Here is a 23828-nt window from a genome sequence, read left to right on the forward strand (position 1 = left end):
GACAGCCGCCGCCGCGTACATCATGCGAATGGCCGATCGATCGCCGGCGACGGCGGGGTGAACCACTGCGCACCGTGTTCGGTGACGTAGAAATGGTCTTCCAGGCGCACGCCGAACTCGCCCGGCACCACGATCATCGGTTCGTTGCTGCAGCACATGCCTGGCGCCAGCGGCAACGCGTTGCCACGCACCAGATACGGCGCCTCGTGGATGCTCATGCCGCAGCCATGGCCGGTGCGGTGCGGCAATCCCGGCAGCCGATAGTCCGGGCCCAGGCCGGCCGCCTGCAGCACATCGCGCGCGGCCTGGTCCACCGCGGCGCAACTCACGCCCGGACGCACCGCGGCGAACGCCGCCGCCTGCGCATCGTGCTCCAGCTGCCAGATACGCCGCTGCTTTTCGCTCGGCTCGCCGAAGATGTAGGTGCGGGTGATGTCGGAGTGGTAGCCGTGCACGGTGCAGCCGGTGTCGATCAGCACCAGTTCGCCCGCACGCAAGGTCTGCACGCCGGGGATGCCGTGCGGATACGCGGTGGCGTGGCCGAACTGCACGATGCAGAAGGTGGACCCGTTGTCGGCACCGAGCGCGCGATGCGCCTGGTCGATGAAGCGCACCAGTTCGGCGGTGGTGATGCCTTCGTGGATCAGGCCGGCGGCCAGCCGCTGCACCTGCAGGGTCATGTCGCAGGCCTGCTGCATCAACGCCAGTTCCGCCGCCGACTTGCGCATGCGGCAGCCATCGACGATCGGCGTCGCGTCGCGGATCGCGATCCGGTCCAGCACCTTGCTGAGTCCGCTGTGCACGGCGAAGGCGACGCCCGGATCCAGCGCCAGCGCCTGCGCGCCGAGTTCGCTCAGCGCCTCGGCGACCAGCGCATGCGGATCCTCGTGTTCTTCCCACAGCCGCTTGCGCACCGGGATGCGCAGTACCGCATCCAGCGAGCCTTCCTCGAACGCCGGGCAGATCAGCAGCGGATCGCCTTCGGCGGTCAGCAGCATCGCCACCAGGCGCTCGCTGGCGCCCCACGGCACGCCGGTGAAATAGCGCAGCGAGGCGCCGGCGCCGATCAGCAGCGCGTCGGCGCCCTGCGCGCGCAGCAGCTCGCGCGCACGCGCCAGCCGCTGCTGGTATTCCTGCGGCTGGATCGGCGGCGCCTGGATCGGCCACGGCGCCAGCTGCGCCCGCGCCATGGCCAGGCTCAGCCCGCCGATCTGCGCGGTGGCGCTCATGCCGTGCGCTCCACGTCGGCGACAGTCCACTGGCCGTCGATCAGGCGCTGCACGCCGCCGGGATTGCGGTCGCGCAGCAGGTCCGGCAGCAACGCATCGGGCAGGCCGTCGTAACTGTGCAACGCGGCGAAGCGGCGGATCGCGGCCGGCATGCCGACTGCGGTGAAGCCCGGATGCCCGGTGCTCGGATACGGACCGCCGTGATTCATCGCCGCACTGACCGCCACGCCGGTCGGCATTTTGTTGCAGATCAGGCGCCCCACCCGCGGCCGCAACGCGGCGGCCAACGCCGCGAACGGCACGTCGTCGCTGCCGTCGGCGGCACGGTACACGGTGCCGGTGAGGTTGCCCTCCAGGCTGTGCGCCAATGCGGTCATCTGCGCCAGGCCGGCAGCGCGCACCACCAGGCTGACCGGGCCGAACGCCTCGGTCTGCAGCGCCTCGGGCTGTTGCAGGAAGGCCTGCGCCGAAACCGCCAGCAAGGTCGGCGCGTGGCGATAGCCCGGCTCCAGCGCGGCGTCGCCGCCGGCCAGCACGCTGGCGCCGGCATTGCGCAGCGTGGCCACGCCGCGCTGCAGATGCTCGAGCACGCCGCGCGAGAACAGCAGGCTCGGCGCGGCGCCGGCGAAGTGCGCGCTGGCCGCGGCGACGAACGCATCGCCGTCCTCGCCTTCGGGCACCACCACGATGCCGGGATTGGTGCAGAACTGGCCGCTGCCCATCGTGCACGAGGCGAAGAACTCCTGCGCCAGCGCGGCGCCGCGTTCGGCCAGCACGCCCGGCAGCAGGAACACCGGATTGACGCTGGACAGCTCGACGTAGGCCGGCACCCCGGCGCGGTCGGCCGCGGCCTTCAGCGCCAGCCCGCCGGCACGGCTGCCGGTGAAGCCGATCGCGCCCAGCCGCGGGTCGCCGGCCAGTTCCAGGCCCAGCGTGTTGTCGAAGTGGTACAGCAACTGCACCGCCGCCGCCGGCAGGCCGTTGTCCAGCAGCGCCTGGTGCGCGAGCTGCGCCAGGCGCTGGCTGGTGGCCGGATGCGACGGATGTGCCTTGGCGATGACCGGATTGCGCGCGGCGATGGCCGAGGCGAAATCGCTGCCGGCCACCGCGTTGAACGCGAACGGGAAATTGTTCGGGCCGAACACCAGCACCGGCTTGTGCAGCGGCCCCAGCTGCGCGCGCAGGCCGGCCGCGGTGTCGATCACCGGCTGCGTCCAGCTGTGGCTGCGCACCGCCTGCGCGGCCTGGCGCAGCTGCCCGCTGGCGCGCGGCAACTCCACCTTGGCCAGGCGCGGTTCGACCGGCAAGCCGGTCTCGGCATGCGCCAGCGCGACCAACTGCTCCACGTCGGCATCGATCGCCGCGGCGTAGCTGTCGAGGAACCCGGCGATGCGCTCGGGCGCCGCCGCGGCCAACGCGTCGGCGACCAGCACCGCCGCGCTCAGCGCCGCTTCCAGATCGGCGGCGCCGCTGACCGGGAATTCCGGTCCGAACGCGTTCCCGTCGCGCGGGTCTTCGGCGCGGAAGCTGCCGCGCGCTTCCAGCGACGGCTGCCAATGCCCGGCAAGCAACAGCGGCTGCATGCTCATCTCAGAGCCCGGGGTGGGTGGCGATGGCGTGGTCGATCACCTTCAGCGCCGCTTCGCGCTCGGCGCCGTCGACGACCAGGCGCGGTGCGCGCACGCGCTCGCTGCCCAGGCCGACCTTCTCCTGCACCAGCTTGATCAGCTGCACGAACTTGGGCACGGTGTCCAGGCGCAGCAGCGGCAGGAACCAGTCGTACAGTGCCTTGGCCGCCGGGTAGCCGCCGTCGCGGGCCAGCTCGAACAGCTTCACCGACTCCTTGGGATACGCATTGACCAGGCCGGCGATCCAGCCCTTGGCGCCCATGCTCAGGCCTTCGACGATCGCATCGTCCATGCCCACCAGCAGCACCAGGCGGTCGTTGAGCAGTTCGCCCAGCGCGGCGAAGCGGCGCACGTCGCCGGAGGATTCCTTGACCGCCTGCAGGTTGGGGAATTCGGCGGCCAGCTCGGCGATCTGCGCCGGGCTGAAATCGGTCTTGTAGGCGACCGGGTTGTTGTACAGGATCACCGGCAGGTCGGTGGCGGCGATGACCGCACGCGCATGCGCGCCCATTTCGCGCCAGTCGGTGGAATACACGTACGGCGGCAGCACCATCAGGCCGCCGCAGCCGACCTGCTTGGCGGCCTGCGCCAGGCGCACGGCCTCGTCGGTGGACAGCGCGGCGATGCCCGGCACCACCGGGATGCGGCCGTCCAGCGCCTGCACCAGGGTCTTCAGGATCGCGACCTTGTCGTCGAAGCTGAGCGTGGCGGCCTCGCCGAGCGAGCCCAGCGGCACGATCGCGGTGCAGCCGGCGTCGACCATGACCTGCGCATGCTTGGCCAGGAACGCGTGGTCGATGCTGCCGTCGGCGTTGAACGGAGTGGTGATGGCCGGCAGCACGCCGTACCAGAAAGGAGCCTTGCTCATGGGATTACACCTTGTCGAGGGTTGTGAGTGGAGGTTCGGGAAGTCGTGGATCGGGAAGCGATTGGGCGAGCGCGTCCAGGCGCACCGGGAACAGTGGCGGCCGGCGGCCGTCGTCGGAAAAATCGTCGTGCCGCGGCGCCAGCCCCAGCTCGGTCAGCGCGCTGCCGCAGATGCGGCCCTGGCAGGCGCCCATGCCGCAACGCGAGGCCAGCTTGGCATCGCGCAGGTCGGCATGGCCGCGCAACGCCGACAGCGGCACGTCCTCGCAGCGGCACACCAGCGTGTCCGCCGCGGCCAGCGTGTGGATGCGCGGGTCCAGCGCGAACTGGCGCTGCAGCAGCGCGGCGAACGCGCGGGCGCGGGCGCGCTGCGGCTGCAATGCCTGCGCCGCGGCCTCCTGCCCTGCCGCCAGGTGCCCGGCGATGGCGCCTTCGACGCGCGCGCAATCGCGCCCGCCGATGCCCAGCGCCTCACCGGCGGCGTACACGCCGGCGACGCTGGTGCGCAACTGCGCGTCCACCGCCACGCACGGATGCGCGCCGCTGCGCGCCAGGCGGCAGCCGAGCAGTTGCGCCAGCTCCACGTTCGGTACCAGTCCGTAGCCGACCGCCAGTTGGTCGCAGTCGAGGCTGCGGCGGCCGCGCGGGCCGTCGATCTCCACCGAGCGCAGCTGGCTGTCGCCGTGCGCCGCCAGCACCACGCTGCCGCTGTGGTAGCGCACGCCGGCCAACTGGGTGCGCAGGCTCAGTGCCTGCAGCGCCTTGTCCGGCCAGCGCCACGGCAACTGCGCGGCGAAGCCGGCCAGCGCGCGCAGCGGCGCCTGTTCGACGATGCCCAGCACCTGCGCGCCGTGCCGGCGCAGCGTCGCCGCGCTGGCCAGCAGCAGCGGACCGCTGCCGGCGACCAGCACGCGCTTGCCGGCCAGCGGCCAGCCCTGCTTGGCCAGCGCCTGCGCGCCGCCGGCGCCGGTGACGCCGGGCAGCGTCCAGCCGGGGAAGGGCAGCAGCAGTTCGCGCGCACCGGTGGCCAGCACCAGCGCGTCGTAGCCGATCCAGCGCGCGCCCTGCGGACCGTCGGCCAGCAGTTGCCGGTCCTGCGCCATCAGCAACTGCGTCTGCGCGAGGAATTCGATCTTGCTCGCCGCCAGCTGCGCCAGCACGCGCGCGGCCAGTTTGGGCGGCGCGTGGGCCACGTCGTGGCGCCAGATCTGGCCGCCGGCGCGCGCCTGCAGATCGATCAGCGCCACGCGCCGGCCGTGCCCGGCGGCGGCCAGCGCCGCCGCCAGTCCGGCCGGGCCGGCACCGGCCACGACTACGTCGTAATGCAGGGCGCGCGGCTCAGCCATCGGTCCACACCTGCATGCCATCGCGCGCCGGCGTGATGCAGGCGCGCAACTGGCCGACGCCGTCGATGCGCACCCGGCATTCGCTGCACACGCCCATGCCGCACAGCGGCGCGCGCGGCTGGCCATTGCGCGAGCGGCGGAAATGCACCGCCACCTGCGCCACCGCCGCAGCCACGCTGCTGCCGTCCAGCACCTCGAGGGTCTGCCCGTTGACCTGCAGGCGCAGCATCGGCGCGCTCACGACAGCGCCCGTGCCGGCGCGAACGGCGCCGGGTCCAGTGCAGGCGTGCGCTGCAACAGCAGATCCAGCAACAGCCGCGCGCTGCCCAGCGCCGTGGTCACGCCCAAGCCTTCGTGGCCGGCCGCGACCCACACATCGTGACGCTCCGGCACCGCACCCAGATAGGGACGGCCGTCGGGCGTGGCCGGACGCAGCCCGGTCCAGACCCGGATCGCCTGCAGCTGGCGCAACGCCGGCACGAACGCGAACGCGCGCTCGAGCATGCGTTGCAGCATCGGCATCGACACGCTGCGGTCGCTGGCATCGAACTCGCGCGAGGACCCGATCAGGATCTGCCCGGTCGGCCGCGGCTGCACGTTGAACGCCACGCTGCTGCCGTCGCTGCCGTGCGCGCTGTCGGCATAACCCAGTTCCAGCAATTGATGGCCGACCAGGCCGGGATAGCGGTCGGTGATGACCAGTTGGCCCTTGCGCGCGCGCATCGGCAGTTCCGGCAGCAACTCCGGCAACGCGCAACCGGTGGCGACCAGCACCGGCCCGCTCAGCGTGGTGCCGTCGTCCAGGCGCAGCCCGCCGGCGCCCAGCGCCAGCGCGCGGCGCCCGGCGTACAGCTGCGCACCGGCGGCGCGCGCGCGCTCGACCAGATGCCGCGCCATGCGCGGCGGATACACCACCGCTTCGGCGGCCACGCGCATGCCGCCGGCCAGTCCGGGCACCAGCGCCGGCTCCAGCCGGTACAACGCCTCGGCATCGATCGCCTGGGCGTGCACGCCGGCAGCGGCCAGGCGCTGAATCTTGGCCGGGATCGCGTCCAGCTCGCGCGCTTCCCGTGCCACCCACAGCGTGCCGCAGCGGCTGTACTCGGCCGCCGGCAATTGCGCGAATTCTTCCCACAGGCGCAACGAATACGTCGATAGCGCCAGTTCCGCCGGATCGTCGTCCATCGCCACCAGATGGCCCATCGCCGCGGCGGTGGAACCGCCGCCGATCGTGCCCGACTCGACGATCGCCACCCGCAGCCCGGCGGCCGCGGCCGCATCGGCGCAGGCCGCGCCGACGATGCCGGCGCCGACGACGATCAGGTCGAAACCGCTCATCCGGCGCCGATGCCCCAGGCGAACGGATCCTGCGCATCGATCAGCAGCTGCGAACGCGCGGTGATGTGCGCCTGCCCGGTGATCCGCGGCAGCACGCCACGGCTGCCGGGCACGTAGCTGCCTTCGAACAGGCTGCCGAGGATGCCCTCCTGGCGCCACACCTGGCCGGCGGCCAGCTTGCCGTCGGCGGCCAGGCACGCCAGCTTGGCGCTGGTGCCGGTGCCGCACGGCGAACGGTCGTAGGCCAGGCCCGGGCACAGCACGAAATTGCGCGCATCGGCGCCGGCGCCCGGCGCCGGGCCGTTGATCTCGATATGGTCGATCTCGCCGCCGTCGGCGCCGCGGATGCCGGCTGCCTCCAGCGCCAGCCGCAGCGCCTCGGTGTAGGCGGTCAGCGCGCGCTGGTTGCGCAGCTCCAGCGCGCACGGCGTCTGCTCGGTGATGAAGAACCAGTTGCCGCCCCAGGCCACGTCGCCGCGCACGCGGCCGTAGCCGGGCACCTGCACTTCGATGCCGGCGGCGTGGCGGTAGCTTTCCACGTTGTCCACCGAGACCCGGCCGTCGCCGTGCAGTTCCACGCCCACCGTGCCCACCGGGGTCTCGATGCGATGCGTGCCCGGGGCCAGCCGGCCCAGCTCGGCCAGCGTACGCACCAGGCCGATGGTGCCGTGCCCGCACATGCCCAGATAGCCGACGTTGTTGAAGAAGATCACCGCAGCGCAGGCATCGGCCGCGATCGGCGGCAGCAGCAGCGCGCCGACCATGGTGTCCGAGCCGCGCGGTTCGCAGGCGATGGCGCTGCGCCAGCGATCGAAGCGATCGCGGAACAGATCGCGCCGTTGCGCCAGCGGTCCGGTGCCCAGGTCGGGGAAGCCGGCGACGACGACACGGGTCGGTTCGCCGCCGGTATGCGAGTCGATCACATCGAGTGTATGCATAGGTCCATGCTCACATTCCGGGCCGCTGGCGGCTAGCAGCGTTTGCCTGTCATAAATGCGGAAATTCGCACAACCCGAACCTCCCCGCAGGCCCGACTTAGGCTAGGATCGGTCCTGGGGACGGGCACGCCGCGGCGTGCCTGCCGCCGCAGCCTACAACCGCCCGGTGAGTGCAGATGGATACTTTGATTTCCGCGTTGGAAATGCAGACGCTGTTCGATGCGTTGCCGGACGTGGTGTTCTTCGTCAAGGACCGCGACGGCCGCTACACCCACGTCAACCTGACCCTGGTGCGGCGCCTGGGCAAGAAATACCGGGCCGACCTGATCGGCAAATCGGCGCTGGAAGTGTTCCCGCTGCCGCTGGGCGGCAGTTATCTGATGCAGGACCGGCGCGTGCTGTGCGGCGAGATGATCGAGAACCAGCTGGAAGTGCACCTGTTCCCGAACCGCACCCCGGGCTGGTGCCTGACCTTCAAGCGCCCGCTGTGCGAGCACAACGAGGTGATCGGCGTGGTCGGCATCTCCCGCGACCTGGGCCAGCCCGACAGCCGCCATTCGGCCTACGAACGCATCAGCCGCGCGATGGAGCACATGCAGAGCCACTATGGCGACAACCTGCGCGTGCAGACCCTGGCCGACCTGGCGGAACTGTCGGTGGCGCAGCTGGAACGGCACTTTCGCCGCGTGTTCCAGCTGACCCCGCAGCAGCTGCTGACCAAGATGCGCATCGAAGCGGCGATGCGCCTGCTGCACGGCGAGGACAGCATCGCCAGCATCGGCCAGGCCTGCGGCTTCGCCGACCAGAGCGCGTTCGCGCGCCAGTTCAAGGCCACCGTCGGCATGACCCCGCGCGACTACCGTTCCATGAAGGGCAAGCTCTGAGGGGCCGGGATTCGAGATTGGGGATTAGGGATTGGTGGCTGAATGCGGGCGGTGTGACGCTGCGCGTCGCTGGCCGTTGTAGGAGCGGCTTCAGCCGCGACAGGATGCGTGATGTGGGGCGAGCGGCGGCGGATGCAGTCTGTCGCGGCTGAAGCCGCTCCTACAACGGCGCGCGCCAGCGTCGCCACCTGCTTCGTGTTGCCGCTGCACAGGGCCCTCAGGCCGCAAGTGGTAGCATTCCGCGTTTCCGGTCCACGCGTCATCCATGGTCAGCCTATTCCGCCGCAACAAGCCACAGGACAACGCCGGCGAGAGCCGCACGCAGCGCTACAGCATCGAGGAACTGGCCGCCGCCTTCCCCAAGCCGGCCGGTGCCGAACCCGCTGCGCCTGCGCCGTCGGCGCCGCCTGTCACCGAGACGGCGCCCGCCGCCCTCGCACCTGCCGATACTGCTGAGCCGGTAGACGCGCCGGTCGCCGAGCGCCCCGTGCAGGCGCCGGCCCCGGTCGCCGTTCCGCAAGCGCAACCCGCGCCGCTGCCGCCCGCGGCGCCCACCCCGCCGCCGCAGGCCTACGTGCCGCCGCCGGCCGCGGCGCCGCAACCGAGCGCGCCGCAACCGACGCCCGCCCCCGTCCAGCCGGTTGCCCCGGCCGCCACCACCGCATCCGTGCCGTCGGCCGCGGCGGACCTGGTGCGCAGCGATGCGCTGCCCGCCGCTCCGGCCGGCAAGCCCGGCTGGCGCGAGCGCCTGCGCAACAGCGCCATCGCGCGCAGCTTCGGCGGCCTGTTCTCGCGCAATCCCAAGCTCGACGACGACCTGCTCGACGAGATCGAGACCGCGCTGATCACCGCCGACGTCGGCGTGCCGGCCACCACCGCGCTGATCGAGAACCTGCGCAAGCGCATGAAGGCGCGCGAGTTCGCCGATGCGCAGGCGCTGCTGCGCGCCCTGCGCGCCGACCTGATCGCGATCCTGCAGCCGATCGCCAAGCCGCTGCAGATCGACCGCAGCGCCAAACCGTTCGTGGTGCTCACGGTCGGCGTCAACGGCGTCGGCAAGACCACCACCATCGGCAAGCTGGCCAAGCGCTTCAAGGACGAGGGGCACAGCCTGATGCTGGCCGCCGGCGACACCTTCCGCGCCGCCGCGGTGGCGCAGTTGCAGGCCTGGGGCGATCGCAACGGCGTCACCGTGATCGCGCAGGGCCAGAACGCCGACGCCGCCTCGGTCGCGTTCGACGCGCTGCAGGCCGGCAAGGCGCGCGGCACCGAAGTGCTGATCGCCGACACCGCCGGGCGCCTGCATACCCAGACCGGGCTGATGAACGAACTGGGCAAGATCCGCCGCGTGCTCGGCAAGCTCGACCCGGCTGCGCCGCACGAAGTGCTGATGGTCATCGACGGCACCACCGGCCAGAACGCGCTGTCGCAGCTGCGCCAGTTCCACGCCGCGGTCGGCGTGACCGGGTTGGTGGTGACCAAGCTCGACGGCACCGCCAAGGGCGGCGTGGTGTTCGCGCTGGCTCGCGAGTTCGGCATCCCGATCCGCTTCGCCGGCATCGGCGAGCGCCCGGAAGACCTGCGCGTGTTCGACGCCGAAGCCTTCGTCGACGCCTTGCTGCCGGAAGCGCTGGGCGCGTGACGCTAAGCCCCTCTCCCGCCGGGAGAGGGGTTGGGGTGAGGGTACGGCGCGAAAGCGACTCGCTGACCCAAGCACACGAGGCTTCGCCCGTACCCTCATCCGCCCCTTCGGGGCACCTTCTCCCGCTGGGAGAAGGAACGACCGATGCCAGCATGCTCCAGCCAGACACCTTCCCCACCCGACTGCTCGCCTGGTTTGACCGCCACGGCCGCCATGACCTGCCCTGGCAGCATCCGCGCAGCCCGTACCGCGTGTGGCTGTCGGAAATCATGCTGCAGCAGACCCAGGTCGCGGTGGTGATCCCGTACTTCCTGCGCTTCCTGCAACACTTCCCCACCTTGCCCGACCTGGCCGCGGCCGGCACCGATGCGGTGATGGCGCAGTGGGCCGGGCTGGGCTACTACGCCCGCGCACGCAACCTGCATGCCGCCGCAAAGCGCTGCGTGGAGCTGCACGCCGGCGAACTGCCGCGCGACTTCGACGCCCTGCACGCGCTGCCCGGCATCGGCCGCAGCACCGCCGGCGCGATCCTGAGCCAGGCCTGGAACGACCGCTTCGCGATCCTGGATGGCAACGTCAAGCGCGTGCTGACCCGCTACCACGGCATCGCCGGCTACCCGGGTCTGCCGGCGGTGGAGAAACCGCTGTGGGCGATCGCGCAGGCGCATGTGGCCGCGGTCGCCGACGGGCGCATGGCCGATTACACCCAGGCGCAGATGGATTTCGGCGCCACCCTGTGCACCCGCGCCAACCCCGCCTGCGTGTTGTGCCCGCTGCAGGACGATTGCGTGGCGCGCCGCGACGGCCTGGTCGAGGCATTGCCCACGCCGAAACCGGGCAAGACCCTGCCCGAACGCGAGGCGCTGGCGCTGCTGCTGGAAAACGCCGCCGGCGAACTGTTGCTGCAACGGCGCCCGCCGAGCGGCATCTGGGCCTCGCTGTGGACGCTGCCGCAGGCCGAGAGCGAGAGCGCGCTGCGCGCCTGGTTCGAACGCGAGACCCGCGGCCGCGACTTCGACGCTGCCGAGCTAATGCCGCCGATCGTGCACACCTTCAGCCACTATCGCCTGCATCTGCAGCCGTTGCGCCTGCGCAAGGTCGCCTTGCGCGACGCGGTACGCGACAATGACGACCTGCGCTGGGTCGCGCGTGCGGACTTGTCCGTGCTCGGCCTGCCCGCCCCGATCCGCAAACTGCTCGACGGCCTCTGATCGTCGCCCATCGCGCCACCAGGAACCGCCATGTCCCGCACCGTCTTCTGCCAGTACCAGCAACGCGACGCCGAAGGGCTCGACTACGTGCCGTATCCCGGCGACCTCGGCCAGCGCGTGTTCGCGCACATCGGCAAGGCCGGCTGGCAGGCATGGCTGGCGCACCAGACCATGCTGATCAACGAGAACCGGCTGTCGCCGCGCGATCCCAAGCACCGCGCATTCCTGGAAACGGAACTGGAGAAATTCCTGTTCCAGGGCGGCGCATCCAAGCCCGAAGGCTACGTGGACCCCGAACAGGAATCCTGAGACCGAATCCCTGTAGGAGCGGCTCCGGGTGGCCTCGGGCCATCAGCCGCGACAGAACCCATCCGCAAAGCCGCCGCACCCGCAACCTCTGCGAAACCGCTTCGACACCAACAGGCCTGACGCCGGCGCTACTGCGCCGGCACCGGCTGCTGCGCCCGCTCCTGCACCTTGGCCTCGCGCAGTTCCTTTTCCGAGGTACGCAACGCCTTGACGTCGAGCGGACGGATGCTCTGGATGCGGCACGGCAGGCGGATCGCGCCCGGGCTGCCGCCGATCACCAATACGTCGTCGAAACGCGCCGACACCCGATCGCTGAAGTGGGTGATGGCGATCGTCGGCGCGAAGTCCAGATCGGGGCAACGGCCGCTCAGCTCCAGCAGATAGGCCTGGTTCGGCCGCGTCCATACCGCCAGCGCGCTGTCGCCGAGCGCGGTCCAGCCGCTGATCCGGTTGTAGTACTGGAAATCGCGCACCGGCGCGGCGGCATGGGCGCGGTACAACGCCAGGCGCTCGTCGTCGCTGATCCGGTTGGTGGCGCAGCCGGCCAGCGCGGCCAGTCCGAGCAGTGACAGCAAGAGACGTTTCATGGCGAATGCTCCGGTGGCGATGCGCGAATGATGCACCCGCGCCATGCGCTGCCGCGTGCGCGCCCGCGGCACGTTCAGCCGCAAGGCAGCATGGCGGACCCGAGCCGCGGCCGCGGGTCCAACCCCGTTGTCGGCGGTCGCGCGTTTGCAGCCTCGCAACCCACACCGAGCGCCCACCATGCAGCCACGCCCGCACCGCACCGCCCTGCCGTCCCTGATCCTTGCCGCGCTGCTGGCAAGCTGCAGCACCACCAGCGACGACCGCGTCGCCGCAAGCGCGCCGGCGGCGATCGATGCCGCAGCCGTGCAAGAGGTCTACGCTCCCAGCGAACGCCTGGCCAAGCCAGCGCCGGCGCCGGTGCCGGCGAAGATGCTGGCCCCGCCCGCACCGCCCGCACCACCCGCAGCGTCGGTCGCGCCGTCGGTGGCCGGCAATACCGGCATCGACACCTACCCGCGCCTGGCGCCCACGGCGCCGCCGATGCCGCCGCTGGACCGCGAACGCTACGACCATCCCACCGACAACCCGGTGCACAGCGCGCGCGAACAACCGCTGTCCACCTTCTCGATCGACGTGGACACCGGCAGCTACGCCAACGTGCGGCGCATGCTGCGCGACGGCCAGCGCCCGCCTGCCGACGCGGTGCGCGCCGAGGAATTCATCAACTACTTCGACTACGCGCACCCGGCCCCGCGCGACCGCGACACGCCGTTCCGCGTGTCCACCGAACTGGCGCCCGCGCCGTGGAATCCGCAGCGGCAGCTGCTGATGATCGGCATCAAGGGCTACGACGTGCCGCGCCAGGCCTTGCCGCCGGCGAACCTGGTGTTCCTGATCGACACGTCCGGCTCGATGGAAAGCGCGGACAAGCTGCCCTTGCTCAAGCAGGCCTTCGCCATGCTGGTGCCGCAATTGCGCGCGCAGGACCGGGTCTCGATCGTGGTCTATGCCGGCTCGGCCGGACTGGTGCTGCCGCCGACGCCCGGCGACCGCCATGCCGAGATCCTCGCCGCGCTGCAGCGCCTGCAGGCCGGCGGCAGCACCAACGGCGGCGACGGCATTCGCCTGGCCTATGCGACCGCACGGCAGAGCTTCATCGCCGGCGGCAGCAACCGGGTGATCCTGGCCACCGACGGCGACTTCAACGTCGGCACGATCGACCGCGGCGCGCTGGAGACCCTGGTCGCCGATCAGCGGCGCAGCGGCGTGGCGCTGAGCACGCTCGGCTTCGGCCGCGGCAACTACAACGACGCGATGGCCGAACGCCTGGCCGACGTCGGCGACGGCAACCATGCCTACATCGACTCGGCACGCGAGGCGCACAAGGTGCTGGTGCAGCAGATGCAGGCCACGCTGCTGACCATCGCCCGCGACGTCAAGATCCAGGTCGAATTCAATCCGGCCCAGGTCGCCGAATACCGCCTGATCGGCTACGAGAACCGGCTGCTGGCGCGCGAGGATTTCGCCAACGACAAGGTCGATGCCGGCGAGATCGGCGCCGGCCACAGCGTCACCGCGCTGTACGAGATCACCCCGGTGGGCAGCACCACAGCGCGCCTGCCGGCGCTGCGTTACGGCGCGCCGGCAAAGGCGCAGACACCGCCCCACGCCGGCGAACTGGCGCAGCTGCGGCTGCGCTACAAGCTGCCCGGACAGGAGCGCAGCCGCCTGCTGCAGAGCACGATCGCGACCGCTGCGGCGACGGCGCGGCCCAGCGCGGATCTGCGTTTCGCCGCAGCGGTCGCCGCCTACGCCGACCTGCTGCGCGGCGGCACCCACATCGATGGCTGGGACTGGTCGCAGGTGGCCGCCGCGGCGCGCACGGCGACCGGCGAGGACCGCAGCGGCGACCGCCGCGAGTTCGTCGAACTGCTGGCGATCGGGCAGCGTCTGGCCACGCCGCAGTCAGCGGCGGACGTGGCGGCGACAGAGGCTGCTGCGGCAACGGCGGCGGTGCAGGTATCCACGCGCTGAGGGCAGGCTCCCGCGGACCGCGCATAGCCATGCGAAGCCGCATGGCTATACCGCCGCATCCGCGCACGGCGGACGATGCCGAGGTGCCGAAGTGCCGAGCTGGGACTTTGACGGCGTGCGCGGCGCTGCCGCCGCCTCGGGTCGCCCGCGCCTGCCACCTCGTCAGCGCTGCGCCGTCTTCGCCGATTCGCAGAAGCGCTGCCGGTACTCCATCGCCTTGGGCATCAGCGCTTGCAGGTTCTGGATCCGCGTGCCCGGATTCGGGTGCGTGGAGGCGAACTCCGGCGGCGCCTGGCCGCCGCTGCTGGCGCTCATCCGCTCCCACAGCGGCACCGCCTCCTGCGGATCGAAGCAGGCCGCCGCGGCCAGCATCAACCCGACTTCGTCGGCCTGGGTCTCGTGGCTGCGCGCATACGGCAGCAGGTAGCCGTAGCCCATCGCCGCCATCGCCATCTGCTGCTGTTGCGGGTCCATGCCGCTGGCCGCGCCGGCCATCTGCCCGATCTGGGTCAGCTTCTGCTGCGCCATGCGTTGCGCGCCGTGGCGCAGCAGCGCATGCGCGATCTCGTGGCCCATCACCACCGCCATCGCGTCGGCGTTCTTGGCCACCGGCAGCAGGCCGGTGTAGACCGCCATCTTGCCGCCGGGCAGGCAGAACGCGTTGGCCTGGTCGGACTCGATCACGTTGACGTCCCACTCGAAACCGCGCGCGTAGTGCTTGGCCTGCATGCCGTGCTCGGCGGCCAGCGCGTCCTCGACCACATCGACCTTGGCGATCAGCCGCTGCGCGATCGCGCGCACCTGCTGCGCCACCTGCGATTGCGGATCGACCGGACGTTCCTGCGCCAGGATCTCCTGGTAAGCCTGCAGGCCCAGCGCCTTCTCGTCCTCGACGCCGAGCGAATTGTCGATCAGCACTTTCTCGCCGGTGTAGGGATCCTCGCTGCGGTTGGAGAACCAGTAGAACCCCGCGTACACCGCGAAGCCCAGCAGCACCAGCCAGCGCACGCCGCCCAGCGGACCGCGGCGGCCACCGCCCTGTTCCCCGCCCTGGCGGCCGAAGACGTTGCTCATATCCAATCCCCTTGCTGGCTGGTGGGCGGCGACGGCGCCTGCCTGTGCCGCGCACTGTAACGACGTGCGCTGCGCGGCCGCGTCAAATTCCGCGCACCAGGCGGAAACCGACTCTGGCACTGGTGGTGTCGGAGTCCTGCATCAGCCGCCAGGCGGCACGGGTCTGCTCCGGTGCGTTGGCCCAGTTGCCGCCGCGCACCACCCGCGAACGGCACCCGGGGTTGTACCAGGCGGCGCCGTCGGCCGGTGCGCGGCGGTAGCTGGAATGCCAGCAATCGGCCACCCACTCGCTGAGGTTGCCGCCCATGTCGTGCAGGCCCCAGGCATTGGCCTTGAAGCTGGCGACCGGCGCCGGCCCCCAGAAGCCGTCGGCATAGCCGACGAAGGCATTGTTCCAGTGCCGGCCGCTGGGCGAGACGTCGCCGCCGCCGGTGAAGTTGCCGGCGCCGCGCGGCGGGGTGCCGGCGTTGCCCCAGGGATAGCGGCCGCGGCCGCCGGCGCGCAGCGCGTATTCGAACTCGGCCTCGCTGGGCAGCCGATAGTGGCGCCCGGTCTGCTGCGACAGCCACGCCGCGTAGGCCTCGGCATCACGCACGCTGACGTGCATCACCGGGCTGTTCGGCGCGGCGCGCGCGCCGTTGTAGCCGGACTGCCAATCGGTGCCGCTGCGGCGCACGAAGTTGCCGCTGCGCTCGTCGTAGACGATCGAATGCCCGCGCCGGGTCGCCCGCGGCCGCGCGCCGCTGAGCTCGACGAAGCGGCGGAACTCGGCCACGGTGACCTCGGTGATCGACATCGCGAAGCCGCGGTCGAAGCGCACGTAGTGCAGCGGCTGCTCCGCCGGCATCGCGCCCGGCTCGGTCTCGCTGGCGCCCATGCGGAAGCCGCCGTGCGGCACCACGATCATCTGCGGCCCGCGCTCGCCGTCGCTCATGCCGTCGGTGAACACCTGGCCGGGGCGGAAACTGCCGTAGTAGGTGGCCAGGTCGATGCGCTCGCGCAGCATCGCCGCCACCGGGTCGCCCGGATCGGCGATGCGCAGGACCTCGCCCAGCTTCTCGCGCGCCGCCTTCAGTCCGACCGGCGTGGCCAGATCGCGCAAGCCGGCGTCGCGCAGCGCGGCGATGCGCGCGCTGCGCACGCCTTCCACCCGCGCACGCGCGTCGCGCACGGTGGCGGCGGCGTCGCGGATGCGCGCCGCGCGCGCCAACCAGCTGCCGGCGGCGGCGAAATCGGACAGCGCCGCGGCGGCCTCGGCGCGCCGGATCAGCGCGCTCTCCACCGCCGCCACGCCCTGCCGCGCCCGCGCATCGTCCGCGTCCAGCTGCAGCGCTTCGCGGAAGTTGGCCAGCGCGCCGTTGCCGTCCTCGCCGAGCCGGCCGGCGCGCAGATCGTCTTCGCCGGCACGGTTGTAGGCCAGCACCCGCTGCGCGGTCTCTACCCGCTGCTGCAGGCGCCGCACCGCCGGATCGTCCGCATCCAGCGACAGCGCCACCATCGCGATGCGATCGGCGCGCTCCAGCGCCTGCTCCTGCTGCTCCGATGCGCGCAACAATTCGTCGCCGAGTTGCAGCAGCCGGCGCCGCGCCTTGCGCAGCCCATCGCGCGCGACCGGGTCCTGCGGCGCCAGCGCGCGGATCGCCAGGTACAGCGGGATCGCCGACTGCGCGTCCTCGAAAAGGCGGTCCTCGGCCAGCGCGCGCGCGGCGTCGCGGCGCGCCTGCGCCAGTTGCGTGCGTTCGAGCGGCGGCAGCGGCGGCTGCCAGCGCGCCACCGTCTCGGCGGCGTCCTCGCCGCCGATGGTGACGCTGGGCGCCTGCACCGGCTTGCCGGCCGCCGCCTGCGCGGGCTTGGCGGCGGGTTGCGCCGGCGGCGCAGATGCCGGCCCGGTGCAGCCGCACGCCAGCGCGGCCAGCACGGTCCAGGCGATCACGGTGCCGCTCGTACGCACGCTTCCTCCCAACGACATTGGCCTCCCGATGGCATCCGCGCCACCCCGTCCGTGCGGCCGGCGGGCCGACGTTAGGCTATTCTCGCCTGCCTGAGCAAACCCTGCATTCGACGGAAACCACGTGCCCTATTGGATCAAGCAACCCGCCGAGCTGGCCGAACGGCTGGCGCAGCGCCCGGCCAGGATCGGCCTGGATACCGAATTCGTCCGCGAACGCACCTATTGGCCGCAGCTGGCGCTGGTGCAGATGGCGGTGGCCGACGAAATCCTGCTGATCGACCCGCTGATTCCCGGCATGCCGCAGGCGCTGGCGCCGTGGCTGTCGGACCCGTCCATCCTCAAGGTCATGCACAGCGCCAGCGAAGACCTGGTCGCGTTCAAGTGCGCCTGCGGCACGCTGCCGCGGCCCTTGTTCGACACCCAGATCGGCGCCGGCCTGGCCGGCATCGGCGCCGGCATGGGCTACCAGAAGCTGGTGCTGGAGATCACCGGCGTGCATCTGGCCAAGGGCGAGACCCGCTCGGACTGGTTGCGCCGCCCGCTGTCGCCGGCGCAGCTGGAATACGCCGCCGACGATGTGCGCCACCTGTTCGCGATCCACGATGCGCTGCAGGAACGGCTGCAGCTGCTGGACCGCAGCGCCTGGCTACACGAGGACGGCGAACGCCTGCTCGGCACCGTGGAGCACGACGAAGGCGAACGCTGGCCGCACCTGGGCATGCGCTCGGCGCAGTTCATGGACCGGCCCGCGCAACAACGCCTGTTGCGCCTGCTGCGCTGGCGCGACGTGCAGGCGCGGCACAGCGACAAGCCGCGCAGCTGGATCCTGGACAACGAACTGGCCGCCACCCTGGCGCGGTTCCCGCCGTCCGACCGCCACGCGCTGCAGGCGACGCTGGACAAGCACCCCAAGGCGCCGCGCAAGCTCGGCGACGCGCTGTGGCAGGCGCTGACCACGCCGCTGCCCGACGAGGCGCAGGCGCCGCTGGCGCTGGCCTCCAGCGACGAAAACAAGGCCGCCTTGAAGCGGCTGCAGGACGCGGTTTCCGCACGCAGCGCCGAACTCGGCCTGCCCGACGGCCTGCTGGCCTCGCGCAAGCACCTGGAAGCCCTGCTGGAAAGCGGCCAATGGCCGCAGCCGCTGGCCGGCTGGCGCCGGCGCGAACTGGAAGCGACGCTGCAGCCGCTGCTGGGCGGCGCGGGCTGAGATTCGGAGGCGGTTGTAGGAGCGGCTTCAGCCGCGACAGGCGTTATCGATGATGTCTGTCGCGGCTGAAGCCGCTCCTACAGGGGCTGTCGCCTGCGGACAGCGGCTCTACGGTCGAGCGGCGAACATGCCCTCGGTTATTCCAAGCGCATTCCCTGCCGCGCCTGCCTCTGCGCCACGGTTTTATCCACGACAAACCTGGGCGACACCAATGCCGCGCATAAAACCATCGCACATAAAAAAGGCCAGGGAACCCTGGCCTTTTTCGACCGATCAGTATTTGACCAGCGGGAACTTCAGATCCGGATGGCGCGCCTTCCATTCGTTGTAGGCGGCGGTGCCTTCCCATGCGGCGAACGCCTTCGGCGTGCGGCCGCGGCCGGACCAGGTCTCGCCGGTATGCGGCAGCTGGTACTTCGGCTTGACCTCGCTGCGGCCGCCGGCGGACTTGGCACTGGCAACCTTCGGCGCGGCGCTGCTGGTCACGTAGGCGGCGATCTCGTTGCGCTGCTTGGCGCTGAAGAACTCGGAGAACTGCTCGAGCAGCGACAGGATGTTGGCGTGCGCGGCGCTGGTCTCGCCTTCGCGCGCCTGCTTCTCCTGCTCTTCCAGCTTGCGCATTTCTTCCTGCAGCTTGGCCTTGGCTTCGGCGATTTGTTGCAAGTTGCGAACTTCCGTCATTTTTTCAAAGACCCGTGGATAAAAGATTTGGAACGGACGGAATATTTCATCCGGAACGACGAAATCGTCTGGCGAGGATTTCGGCCCGCGATTATATCGACTCCGTCCGGCGGTTGCCTGGATACGGCACCGCATTCCTGACACTGGGCAAGACCGAAAGGAAACCGCAGACGATCGCATGAGGCGGCCTGCCCTGCCGCCTCGCGCGGCAGCAGCGCCGCACCGTGGACGATGCGCCTCGCCCCCTCTTGGCACGCATGCCCCGGGCCAGTTAGACTATGCGTCTGATGTGGGGCGGTAGCTCAGCTGGGAGAGCGTCGCGTTCGCAATGCGAAGGTCGAGGGTTCGATCCCCTTCCGCTCCACCATTTGTTCAGACGAAAGCCCCGGAGGCGACTCCGGGGCTTTTTTGTGGGCCGCGTGCCGACATCGCCGGCGTCCGCCTGCCGCGCATGCGGCGGAAGTGGCATGGATCTGCTGGCCTGGCCCCCTGCCTGCACAGGCGCGCGCCCGGCCGCCGAGGCGCGCGGCGGCCGACGCAACCGTTCAGTCCTGCTGTTCGCCCGACTTGGGGCCGCGCTCGTGCGCCTCGCGCAGTTTTTCGTCTTCCAGTCCCTGCCGCTGCTTGGCGGCGGCGTCCTGGGCGCGGTCCTGCTGACCCTCGCGGATGCCCTGCTTGTCGCTGTGCTGCTTGTCTTGGTTCGCCATGTCCGGATCTCGCTGTGGCGGGCAGATGCCCTACCTCCACGACCCTAGCCGGTGCGCCGTGATGCGCGTATCACGGCGAGCGCGCGGACCGCTCAGGCGGCCAGCGCTGGCGCGAGGATATCGGCATCGCCATCCATCGCCAGCACACGCCTGCGCTCCAGCAGGACCACCAGACGATCGTGCAGCTTGCCCACGCCCTGCATCAGTTCGCCGCGGATGCCGCAGCCGAACGAGGGCGCCGCCTCGATCTGCTGCGGCGAAATGTCCAGCACCTCGCTGACCGCATCGACCAGCAATCCGAACGCCTGGCCGGCGCTTTCGCCCTCCTGCGTCACGATCACCACGCAGCTGCGCCGGGTGACGGCGCTGGCCGCACGCCCGAGCCGCAACTGCAGGTCCACGATCGGCACCACCGCGCCGCGCAGGTTGATCACCCCGCGTACGCATGCCGGCATCGACGGGACCGGCGTCGGCGCCCGGTACTCGATGATTTCCTTGATGCCCACGATGCTCAGGCCGAACAGCTCCTGGCCCAGATGGAAGGTCAGAAACTGCGATGGGTTCTGATCGTGCGCTTGCGCCGACGCGTCGAATGTCCCGTTCTGCATCACGTTCACCTTTAGAAGTTGACGAAGTTCGCTTCGTCCGGCGATTCCACCATCGCGTAGGCCGCAGCCAACGGCCGCACCCGCGCCCTCTTGCTTTCGGCACGCGCGGGCCGCACCACGCCCGTGCGCGGCGGCCGCTCGGCGCTGCGCACGGGCAGCGCCTCGCTACGGCTCAAACGGAAGAACGCCATCGCCTGCTGCAACGACTCGGCCTGCGAACTCATCTGCTCGGCGGTCGCCGCCAGCTGCTCGGAAGCGGTGGCGTTCTGCTGCGTGGTCTGGCTCAGCTGCGACACCGCCAGATTGATCTGGGTCACGCCGGAAGACTGCTCCTGCGATGCGGAGGCGATCTCCTGCACCAGGTCCGAGGTCTTCTTGATGCTGGGCACGATGGTTTCCAGCAGGTTGCCGGCGCGGTCGGCCAGACTCACGCTGTTGGCCGCTACCTCGCCGATCTCCTGCGCGGCCACCTGGCTGCGCTCGGCCAGCTTGCGCACTTCCGCGGCGACCACCGCGAAGCCCTTGCCGTGCTCGCCGGCGCGTGCGGCCTCGATCGCCGCATTCAGCGCCAGCAGGTTGGTCTGGTAGGCGATGTCGTCGATGATGCCGATCTTCTGCGCGATCTGCTTCATCGCATGGGTCGAGGCCAGCACCGCCTCGCCTCCCTGCACGGCCTCCTTGGCCGCCTGCGCGGACATGCCTTCGGTGATCCGGGCGTTGTCGGTGTTCTGCGCGATCGACGCGGTCATCTGCTCCAGCGAGGCGCTGGTTTCCTCCACCCCGGCGGCCTGTTCGGTGGCGGCCTGGCTCAAGGTCAACGCGGTGGCGCTGACCTCCTCCGACGAACCGGCCAGCGACTGCGCGCTGTTGTTGACATCGCCGACCACTTCCGCCAGCCGGTCGACCATCACCTGCAGCGCCACCATCGCGCTGCTGCTGTCGTTGGCGCGGGTCGGCACCTGCACGGTGAGATCGCCCTGCGCGATGCGCCTGGCCACTTCCATCACCGCGCCAGGTTCGCCGCCCAGTTCGGTCATCAGCGAACGCGTGATCAGGAATCCGATCACCACCGCACACAGCGCCGCCACCAGGCTACCGATGATCAGGGTGATGCTGGTGCGCTGCTGCAGCTGCTCGGCCTCGGCCGCACGCGCCGCCAGCAGGTCGCTCTCGGCCGCGCGCACTTCGGCCATCTTGTCGCGCATGGCATCCATATAGGCCTTGCCCTTGGACGAACGCACCGCGGCCGCCATCGCCTCCATCGTGGCCTTGCCGCCATTGACGTTGTGACGCAGGGCGATCTGCGGATGCACCGCCTGGCTCAGCCACTGCTCCTGCGTCTGCTTCAGTACATCAAGCCGCGACTGTTGCTTGGCATTGTCCGCGGTCAACTCGCGGGCTTTCTTCAGGTGCTGCTCGAACTCGGTCATGCCGGCCCGGTAGGGCTGCAGGAACTCGTCTTCGCCGGTCAGGGAGAATCCGCGGGTGCCGGTCTCGATGTTGATCAGGCTGCTGAGCGCGCCGTCCACCTCGGCAATCACCTTGTAGGTGTGCGTGTTCCAGTAGTTGGCCTGCGACAGCGCGGTGACGTTGTAGTACGCCACGGCCGCCAGCGCCAGAAGAATCAGCAGAACGACCGAAAACCCGCCGTAGAGCTTGGTCGATATCTTGATGTGTTTTATCACGGCACTCTCTCAGGAATGGGATGCGCGTTGGGACGAAGGACGCTGAGCGCGCTGCGGCATCGCAGCGCGAGGTATCAGGCGTGGCCCAGTAGCGCTTCGCTGCGGTCAAGTTTTGCGCTGCCCGGCCTACGTGCCGCGACCGTGCGATCGCGTGCCGCCTGGCGCGCGCGCGGGTAACGCGCCGCGATCTCCGCATCGGCGTCGGCCGCGTACACGGTGCCCACCCGCGGCTGCCCGGAGAGCCGGAAGAAGGCCATGCTGTCCTGCAACTGGCTGGCTTGCGAGCTCATTTCTTCGGCGGTGGCCGCCAACTCCTCGGACGCGGTCGCGTTCTGCTGCGTGGTCTGGCTCAGCTGCACCACTGCCGAATTGATCTGCGCCACGCCGGAGGACTGCTCCTGCGACGCCGCGGCGATCTCCTGCACCAGGTCCGAGGTCTTCTTGATGTTGGGCATGATGGTTTCCAGCAGGCGCCCAGCCTTCTCCGCCAGCTCGACGCTGGAGCCAGCGACCTCGCCGATTTCCTGCGCCGCCACCTGGCTGCGCTCGGCCAGCTTGCGCACTTCCGCGGCGACCACGGCGAAGCCCTTGCCGTGCTCGCCGGCGCGCGCGGCCTCGATCGCGGCGTTGAGCGCAAGCAGGTTGGTCTGGTAGGCGATGTCGTCGATGATGCTGATCTTCTGTGCGATCTGCTTCATCGCCGCCACGGTGGCCACCACCGCCGAGCCGCCCTCCAGCGTTTCCCGCGCCGCCTGCGCCGCCATGCCGTCGGTGATCCGTGCGTTGTCGGTGTTCTGCCCGATCGAGGCGGTCATTTGCTCCAGCGACGCGCTGGTCTCCTCCACGCCGGCCGCCTGCTCGGTCGAGGCCTGGCTCAGCGACTGCGCGGTCGCGCTCACTTCCTCCGAAGCGCCGGCCAACGTCTGCGCGCTGGCGTTGACCTCGCCGACCACCTGCTGCAGCCTCTCGACCATGCGCCGCATCGCCATCAGCAACTGCCCCGCCTCGTCCTTGGACGTGGTTTCGATCAGCATGCTCAGGTCGCCCTCGGCCAGCGCATTGGCCACGTCCACTGCCTTGCCGATTGGCTTGGTCACGCTGCGGCTGATGAAGAAGCCCAGACCCACTCCGAGCAACACGCCGGCCACGATGATGGCCGTCAGTACCTTGGTTCCATTGGTATAGATCGCATTGGTTTCGGCACTCGCGGCCGCCGCGTTGGCTTCCTTCATCTTGGCCAGCCCGGTCATCAGCTCGTCGACGTCGTCAGAGGCGCTGCGCGAGGCGGCAGACAATGCGATGAGTTCCGGATTGGCGTCCTGCAGCGGCTGCTGCGTCGCTTTCTCCAGGAACGCGCCGCGGCGCGCCAGGTACACCTTCCACGCTTCGTCGAAGCGCGCCATCGCCGCCTTGCCCTCAGGGTTGTCCATCGAGGCGCGCGCCTTGGTCATGTAGTCGACCATCGTCGCGGTGTACTTGTCGATGCTGGCAAGGTGCTTGGCGCGCTCTTCCTGCGTAGTGGCTAGTTGCAGGTTGGCGCGGGCGCGGCCGGCATAGATCAGGTTGATATTGGCTTCCTTGATGTTGGACAGGCCGACCAGCTCGCGTTCGTACAGCAGCGTGGCGTAGTCGTTGATGTGCCCGGAATTGCGGATACCGATCGCGCCGATGCACGCGCCGATGGCGGCCACGATCAGGAACGCGCAGGTCAGCCTGATGCCAATTTTCATATTGCCCAACATGATCTCTACCCCGATTGTTTGGTAACGACCGCGCCACCACGACGCGTCCGGACGTCCTTCCCGCTGCACCACATGGATCGGGAACGATGGCGACGGTGTATGCGATGCACCTGGGATGACCCGAGGCGGTGCTGCACTGGCCCGTTGCTTGAGGGCTATCGGCACCCCGGCAAATCGTCTTTAATCGGTGCCATGTCTGCAGAATTCGGCACACAACAA

General features: G+C 70.3%; 20 protein-coding genes, 1 tRNA gene and 2 pseudogenes. 7 read left to right on the forward strand and 16 right to left on the reverse strand.

Annotated features, from left to right (window positions below; genetic code table 11):
- Nucleotides 1–20 precede the first annotated feature (20 nt).
- Genes AB3X08_RS13835 through AB3X08_RS13865 form a run of 7 tightly spaced genes read right to left on the reverse strand, consistent with a single transcriptional unit; the run spans nucleotide 21 to nucleotide 7346 of the window.
- The gene (locus AB3X08_RS13835) at nucleotides 21–1229 is read right to left on the reverse strand and encodes a M24 family metallopeptidase (RefSeq protein WP_369933243.1); all 1209 of its coding nucleotides are present in this window, start codon (nucleotides 1227–1229) and stop codon (nucleotides 21–23) included.
- Entirely contained in the window at nucleotides 1226–2818 is a 1593-nt protein-coding gene (locus tag AB3X08_RS13840; protein WP_369933245.1) for an aldehyde dehydrogenase family protein, read from the reverse strand. The genes AB3X08_RS13835 and AB3X08_RS13840 overlap by 4 nt, the downstream gene beginning before the upstream one ends.
- A gap of 1 nt (nucleotide 2819) precedes the next feature.
- Nucleotides 2820–3725, reverse strand: coding sequence for a dihydrodipicolinate synthase family protein (locus tag AB3X08_RS13845; RefSeq protein WP_369933247.1), 906 nt, complete (start codon nucleotides 3723–3725; stop codon nucleotides 2820–2822).
- 4 nt (nucleotides 3726–3729) lie between these two features.
- Nucleotides 3730–5070 carry an FAD-dependent oxidoreductase gene (locus AB3X08_RS13850; RefSeq protein WP_369933249.1) on the reverse strand — a complete coding sequence of 447 codons (1341 nt, stop codon included), beginning with the start codon at nucleotides 5068–5070 and terminating at the stop codon, nucleotides 3730–3732.
- Nucleotides 5063–5299: a (2Fe-2S)-binding protein gene (locus AB3X08_RS13855; RefSeq protein WP_185823428.1), complete on the reverse strand. Its 237-nt coding sequence runs from the start codon at nucleotides 5297–5299 to the stop codon at nucleotides 5063–5065. Before AB3X08_RS13855 ends, AB3X08_RS13850 begins: the two co-directional genes overlap by 8 nt.
- An 8-nt stretch (nucleotides 5300–5307) precedes the next feature.
- On the reverse strand, nucleotides 5308–6408 hold the full coding sequence (locus AB3X08_RS13860) for an NAD(P)/FAD-dependent oxidoreductase (protein WP_369933251.1): 1101 nt from the start codon (nucleotides 6406–6408) through the stop codon (nucleotides 5308–5310).
- A complete protein-coding gene (locus tag AB3X08_RS13865) occupies nucleotides 6405–7346 on the reverse strand; it encodes a 4-hydroxyproline epimerase (RefSeq protein WP_369933253.1) in 942 nt (313 codons plus the stop codon). The genes AB3X08_RS13860 and AB3X08_RS13865 overlap by 4 nt, the downstream gene beginning before the upstream one ends.
- 176 nt (nucleotides 7347–7522) lie before the next feature.
- Here AB3X08_RS13865 and AB3X08_RS13870 point away from each other — a divergent pair, with 176 nt between their 5' ends.
- The 4 genes from AB3X08_RS13870 to AB3X08_RS13885 all read left to right on the forward strand — a co-directional run bounded on the left by AB3X08_RS13870 (nucleotide 7523) and on the right by AB3X08_RS13885 (nucleotide 11392).
- On the forward strand, nucleotides 7523–8230 hold the full coding sequence (locus tag AB3X08_RS13870) for a helix-turn-helix domain-containing protein (protein WP_184411133.1): 708 nt from the start codon (nucleotides 7523–7525) through the stop codon (nucleotides 8228–8230).
- 265 nt (nucleotides 8231–8495) lie between these two features.
- A complete protein-coding gene (gene ftsY / locus AB3X08_RS13875) occupies nucleotides 8496–9872 on the forward strand; it encodes a signal recognition particle-docking protein FtsY (protein WP_369933255.1) in 1377 nt (458 codons plus the stop codon).
- 152 nt (nucleotides 9873–10024) lie between these two features.
- A complete protein-coding gene (mutY, locus tag AB3X08_RS13880) occupies nucleotides 10025–11083 on the forward strand; it encodes an A/G-specific adenine glycosylase (RefSeq protein WP_369933257.1) in 1059 nt (352 codons plus the stop codon).
- A 30-nt stretch (nucleotides 11084–11113) separates the two neighbouring features.
- Nucleotides 11114–11392, forward strand: coding sequence for an oxidative damage protection protein (locus AB3X08_RS13885; protein ID WP_369933259.1), 279 nt, complete (start codon nucleotides 11114–11116; stop codon nucleotides 11390–11392).
- Nucleotides 11393–11520: 128 nt separating this feature from the next.
- On the opposite strand, the gene AB3X08_RS13890 is transcribed toward AB3X08_RS13885, so the two are convergent.
- Complete coding sequence (locus AB3X08_RS13890; RefSeq protein ID WP_369933261.1) at nucleotides 11521–11979, reverse strand: DUF6491 family protein; 459 nt, start codon at nucleotides 11977–11979, stop codon at nucleotides 11521–11523.
- Between the two features lie 178 nt (nucleotides 11980–12157).
- On the opposite strand from AB3X08_RS13890, the gene AB3X08_RS13895 reads away from it, so the two are divergent.
- Complete coding sequence (locus AB3X08_RS13895; protein WP_369933263.1) at nucleotides 12158–13954, forward strand: vWA domain-containing protein; 1797 nt, start codon at nucleotides 12158–12160, stop codon at nucleotides 13952–13954.
- A 162-nt stretch (nucleotides 13955–14116) separates the two neighbouring features.
- Here AB3X08_RS13895 and AB3X08_RS13900 read toward each other — a convergent pair whose 3' ends face one another.
- On the reverse strand, nucleotides 14117–15028 hold the full coding sequence (locus AB3X08_RS13900) for a M48 family metallopeptidase (protein ID WP_369933264.1): 912 nt from the start codon (nucleotides 15026–15028) through the stop codon (nucleotides 14117–14119).
- An 82-nt stretch (nucleotides 15029–15110) separates the two neighbouring features.
- Complete coding sequence (locus AB3X08_RS13905) at nucleotides 15111–16997, reverse strand: formylglycine-generating enzyme family protein (RefSeq protein WP_369933266.1); 1887 nt, start codon at nucleotides 16995–16997, stop codon at nucleotides 15111–15113.
- Between the two features lie 103 nt (nucleotides 16998–17100).
- Here AB3X08_RS13905 and rnd point away from each other — a divergent pair, with 103 nt between their 5' ends.
- The gene (gene rnd / locus AB3X08_RS13910) at nucleotides 17101–18186 is read left to right on the forward strand and encodes a ribonuclease D (RefSeq protein WP_369933267.1); all 1086 of its coding nucleotides are present in this window, start codon (nucleotides 17101–17103) and stop codon (nucleotides 18184–18186) included.
- 273 nt (nucleotides 18187–18459) lie between these two features.
- Here the strand turns inward: rnd and AB3X08_RS13915 are convergent, their stop codons facing one another.
- Nucleotides 18460–18867, reverse strand: coding sequence for an H-NS histone family protein (locus tag AB3X08_RS13915; RefSeq protein ID WP_184411142.1), 408 nt, complete (start codon nucleotides 18865–18867; stop codon nucleotides 18460–18462).
- A 291-nt stretch (nucleotides 18868–19158) separates the two neighbouring features.
- Between AB3X08_RS13915 and AB3X08_RS13920 the strand changes: the two genes are divergently transcribed.
- Nucleotides 19159–19234 (forward strand) — tRNA-Ala (locus AB3X08_RS13920).
- A 178-nt stretch (nucleotides 19235–19412) separates the two neighbouring features.
- Here the strand turns inward: AB3X08_RS13920 and AB3X08_RS13925 are convergent.
- The 5 genes and pseudogenes from AB3X08_RS13925 to AB3X08_RS13945 form a co-directional block, all read right to left on the reverse strand.
- A complete protein-coding gene (locus tag AB3X08_RS13925; protein ID WP_369933268.1) occupies nucleotides 19413–19574 on the reverse strand; it encodes a hypothetical protein in 162 nt (53 codons plus the stop codon).
- A gap of 92 nt (nucleotides 19575–19666) precedes the next feature.
- On the reverse strand, nucleotides 19667–20182 hold the full coding sequence (locus tag AB3X08_RS13930) for a chemotaxis protein CheW (protein WP_369933269.1): 516 nt from the start codon (nucleotides 20180–20182) through the stop codon (nucleotides 19667–19669).
- An 11-nt stretch (nucleotides 20183–20193) separates the two neighbouring features.
- A pseudogene (locus tag AB3X08_RS13935) lies at nucleotides 20194–21090 on the reverse strand (methyl-accepting chemotaxis protein); the annotation flags it as partial.
- A gap of 291 nt (nucleotides 21091–21381) precedes the next feature.
- A pseudogene (locus AB3X08_RS13940) lies at nucleotides 21382–21867 on the reverse strand (CHASE3 domain-containing protein); the annotation flags it as partial.
- A 74-nt stretch (nucleotides 21868–21941) separates the two neighbouring features.
- A complete protein-coding gene (locus AB3X08_RS13945) occupies nucleotides 21942–23609 on the reverse strand; it encodes a methyl-accepting chemotaxis protein (RefSeq protein WP_369933270.1) in 1668 nt (555 codons plus the stop codon).
- Nucleotides 23610–23828: the final 219 nt, after the last annotated feature.

This window comes from Xanthomonas sp. DAR 34887, from assembly GCF_041245805.1.
In the GTDB taxonomy this organism is placed as follows: Bacteria; Pseudomonadota; Gammaproteobacteria; order Xanthomonadales; family Xanthomonadaceae; genus Xanthomonas_A; species Xanthomonas_A tesorieronis.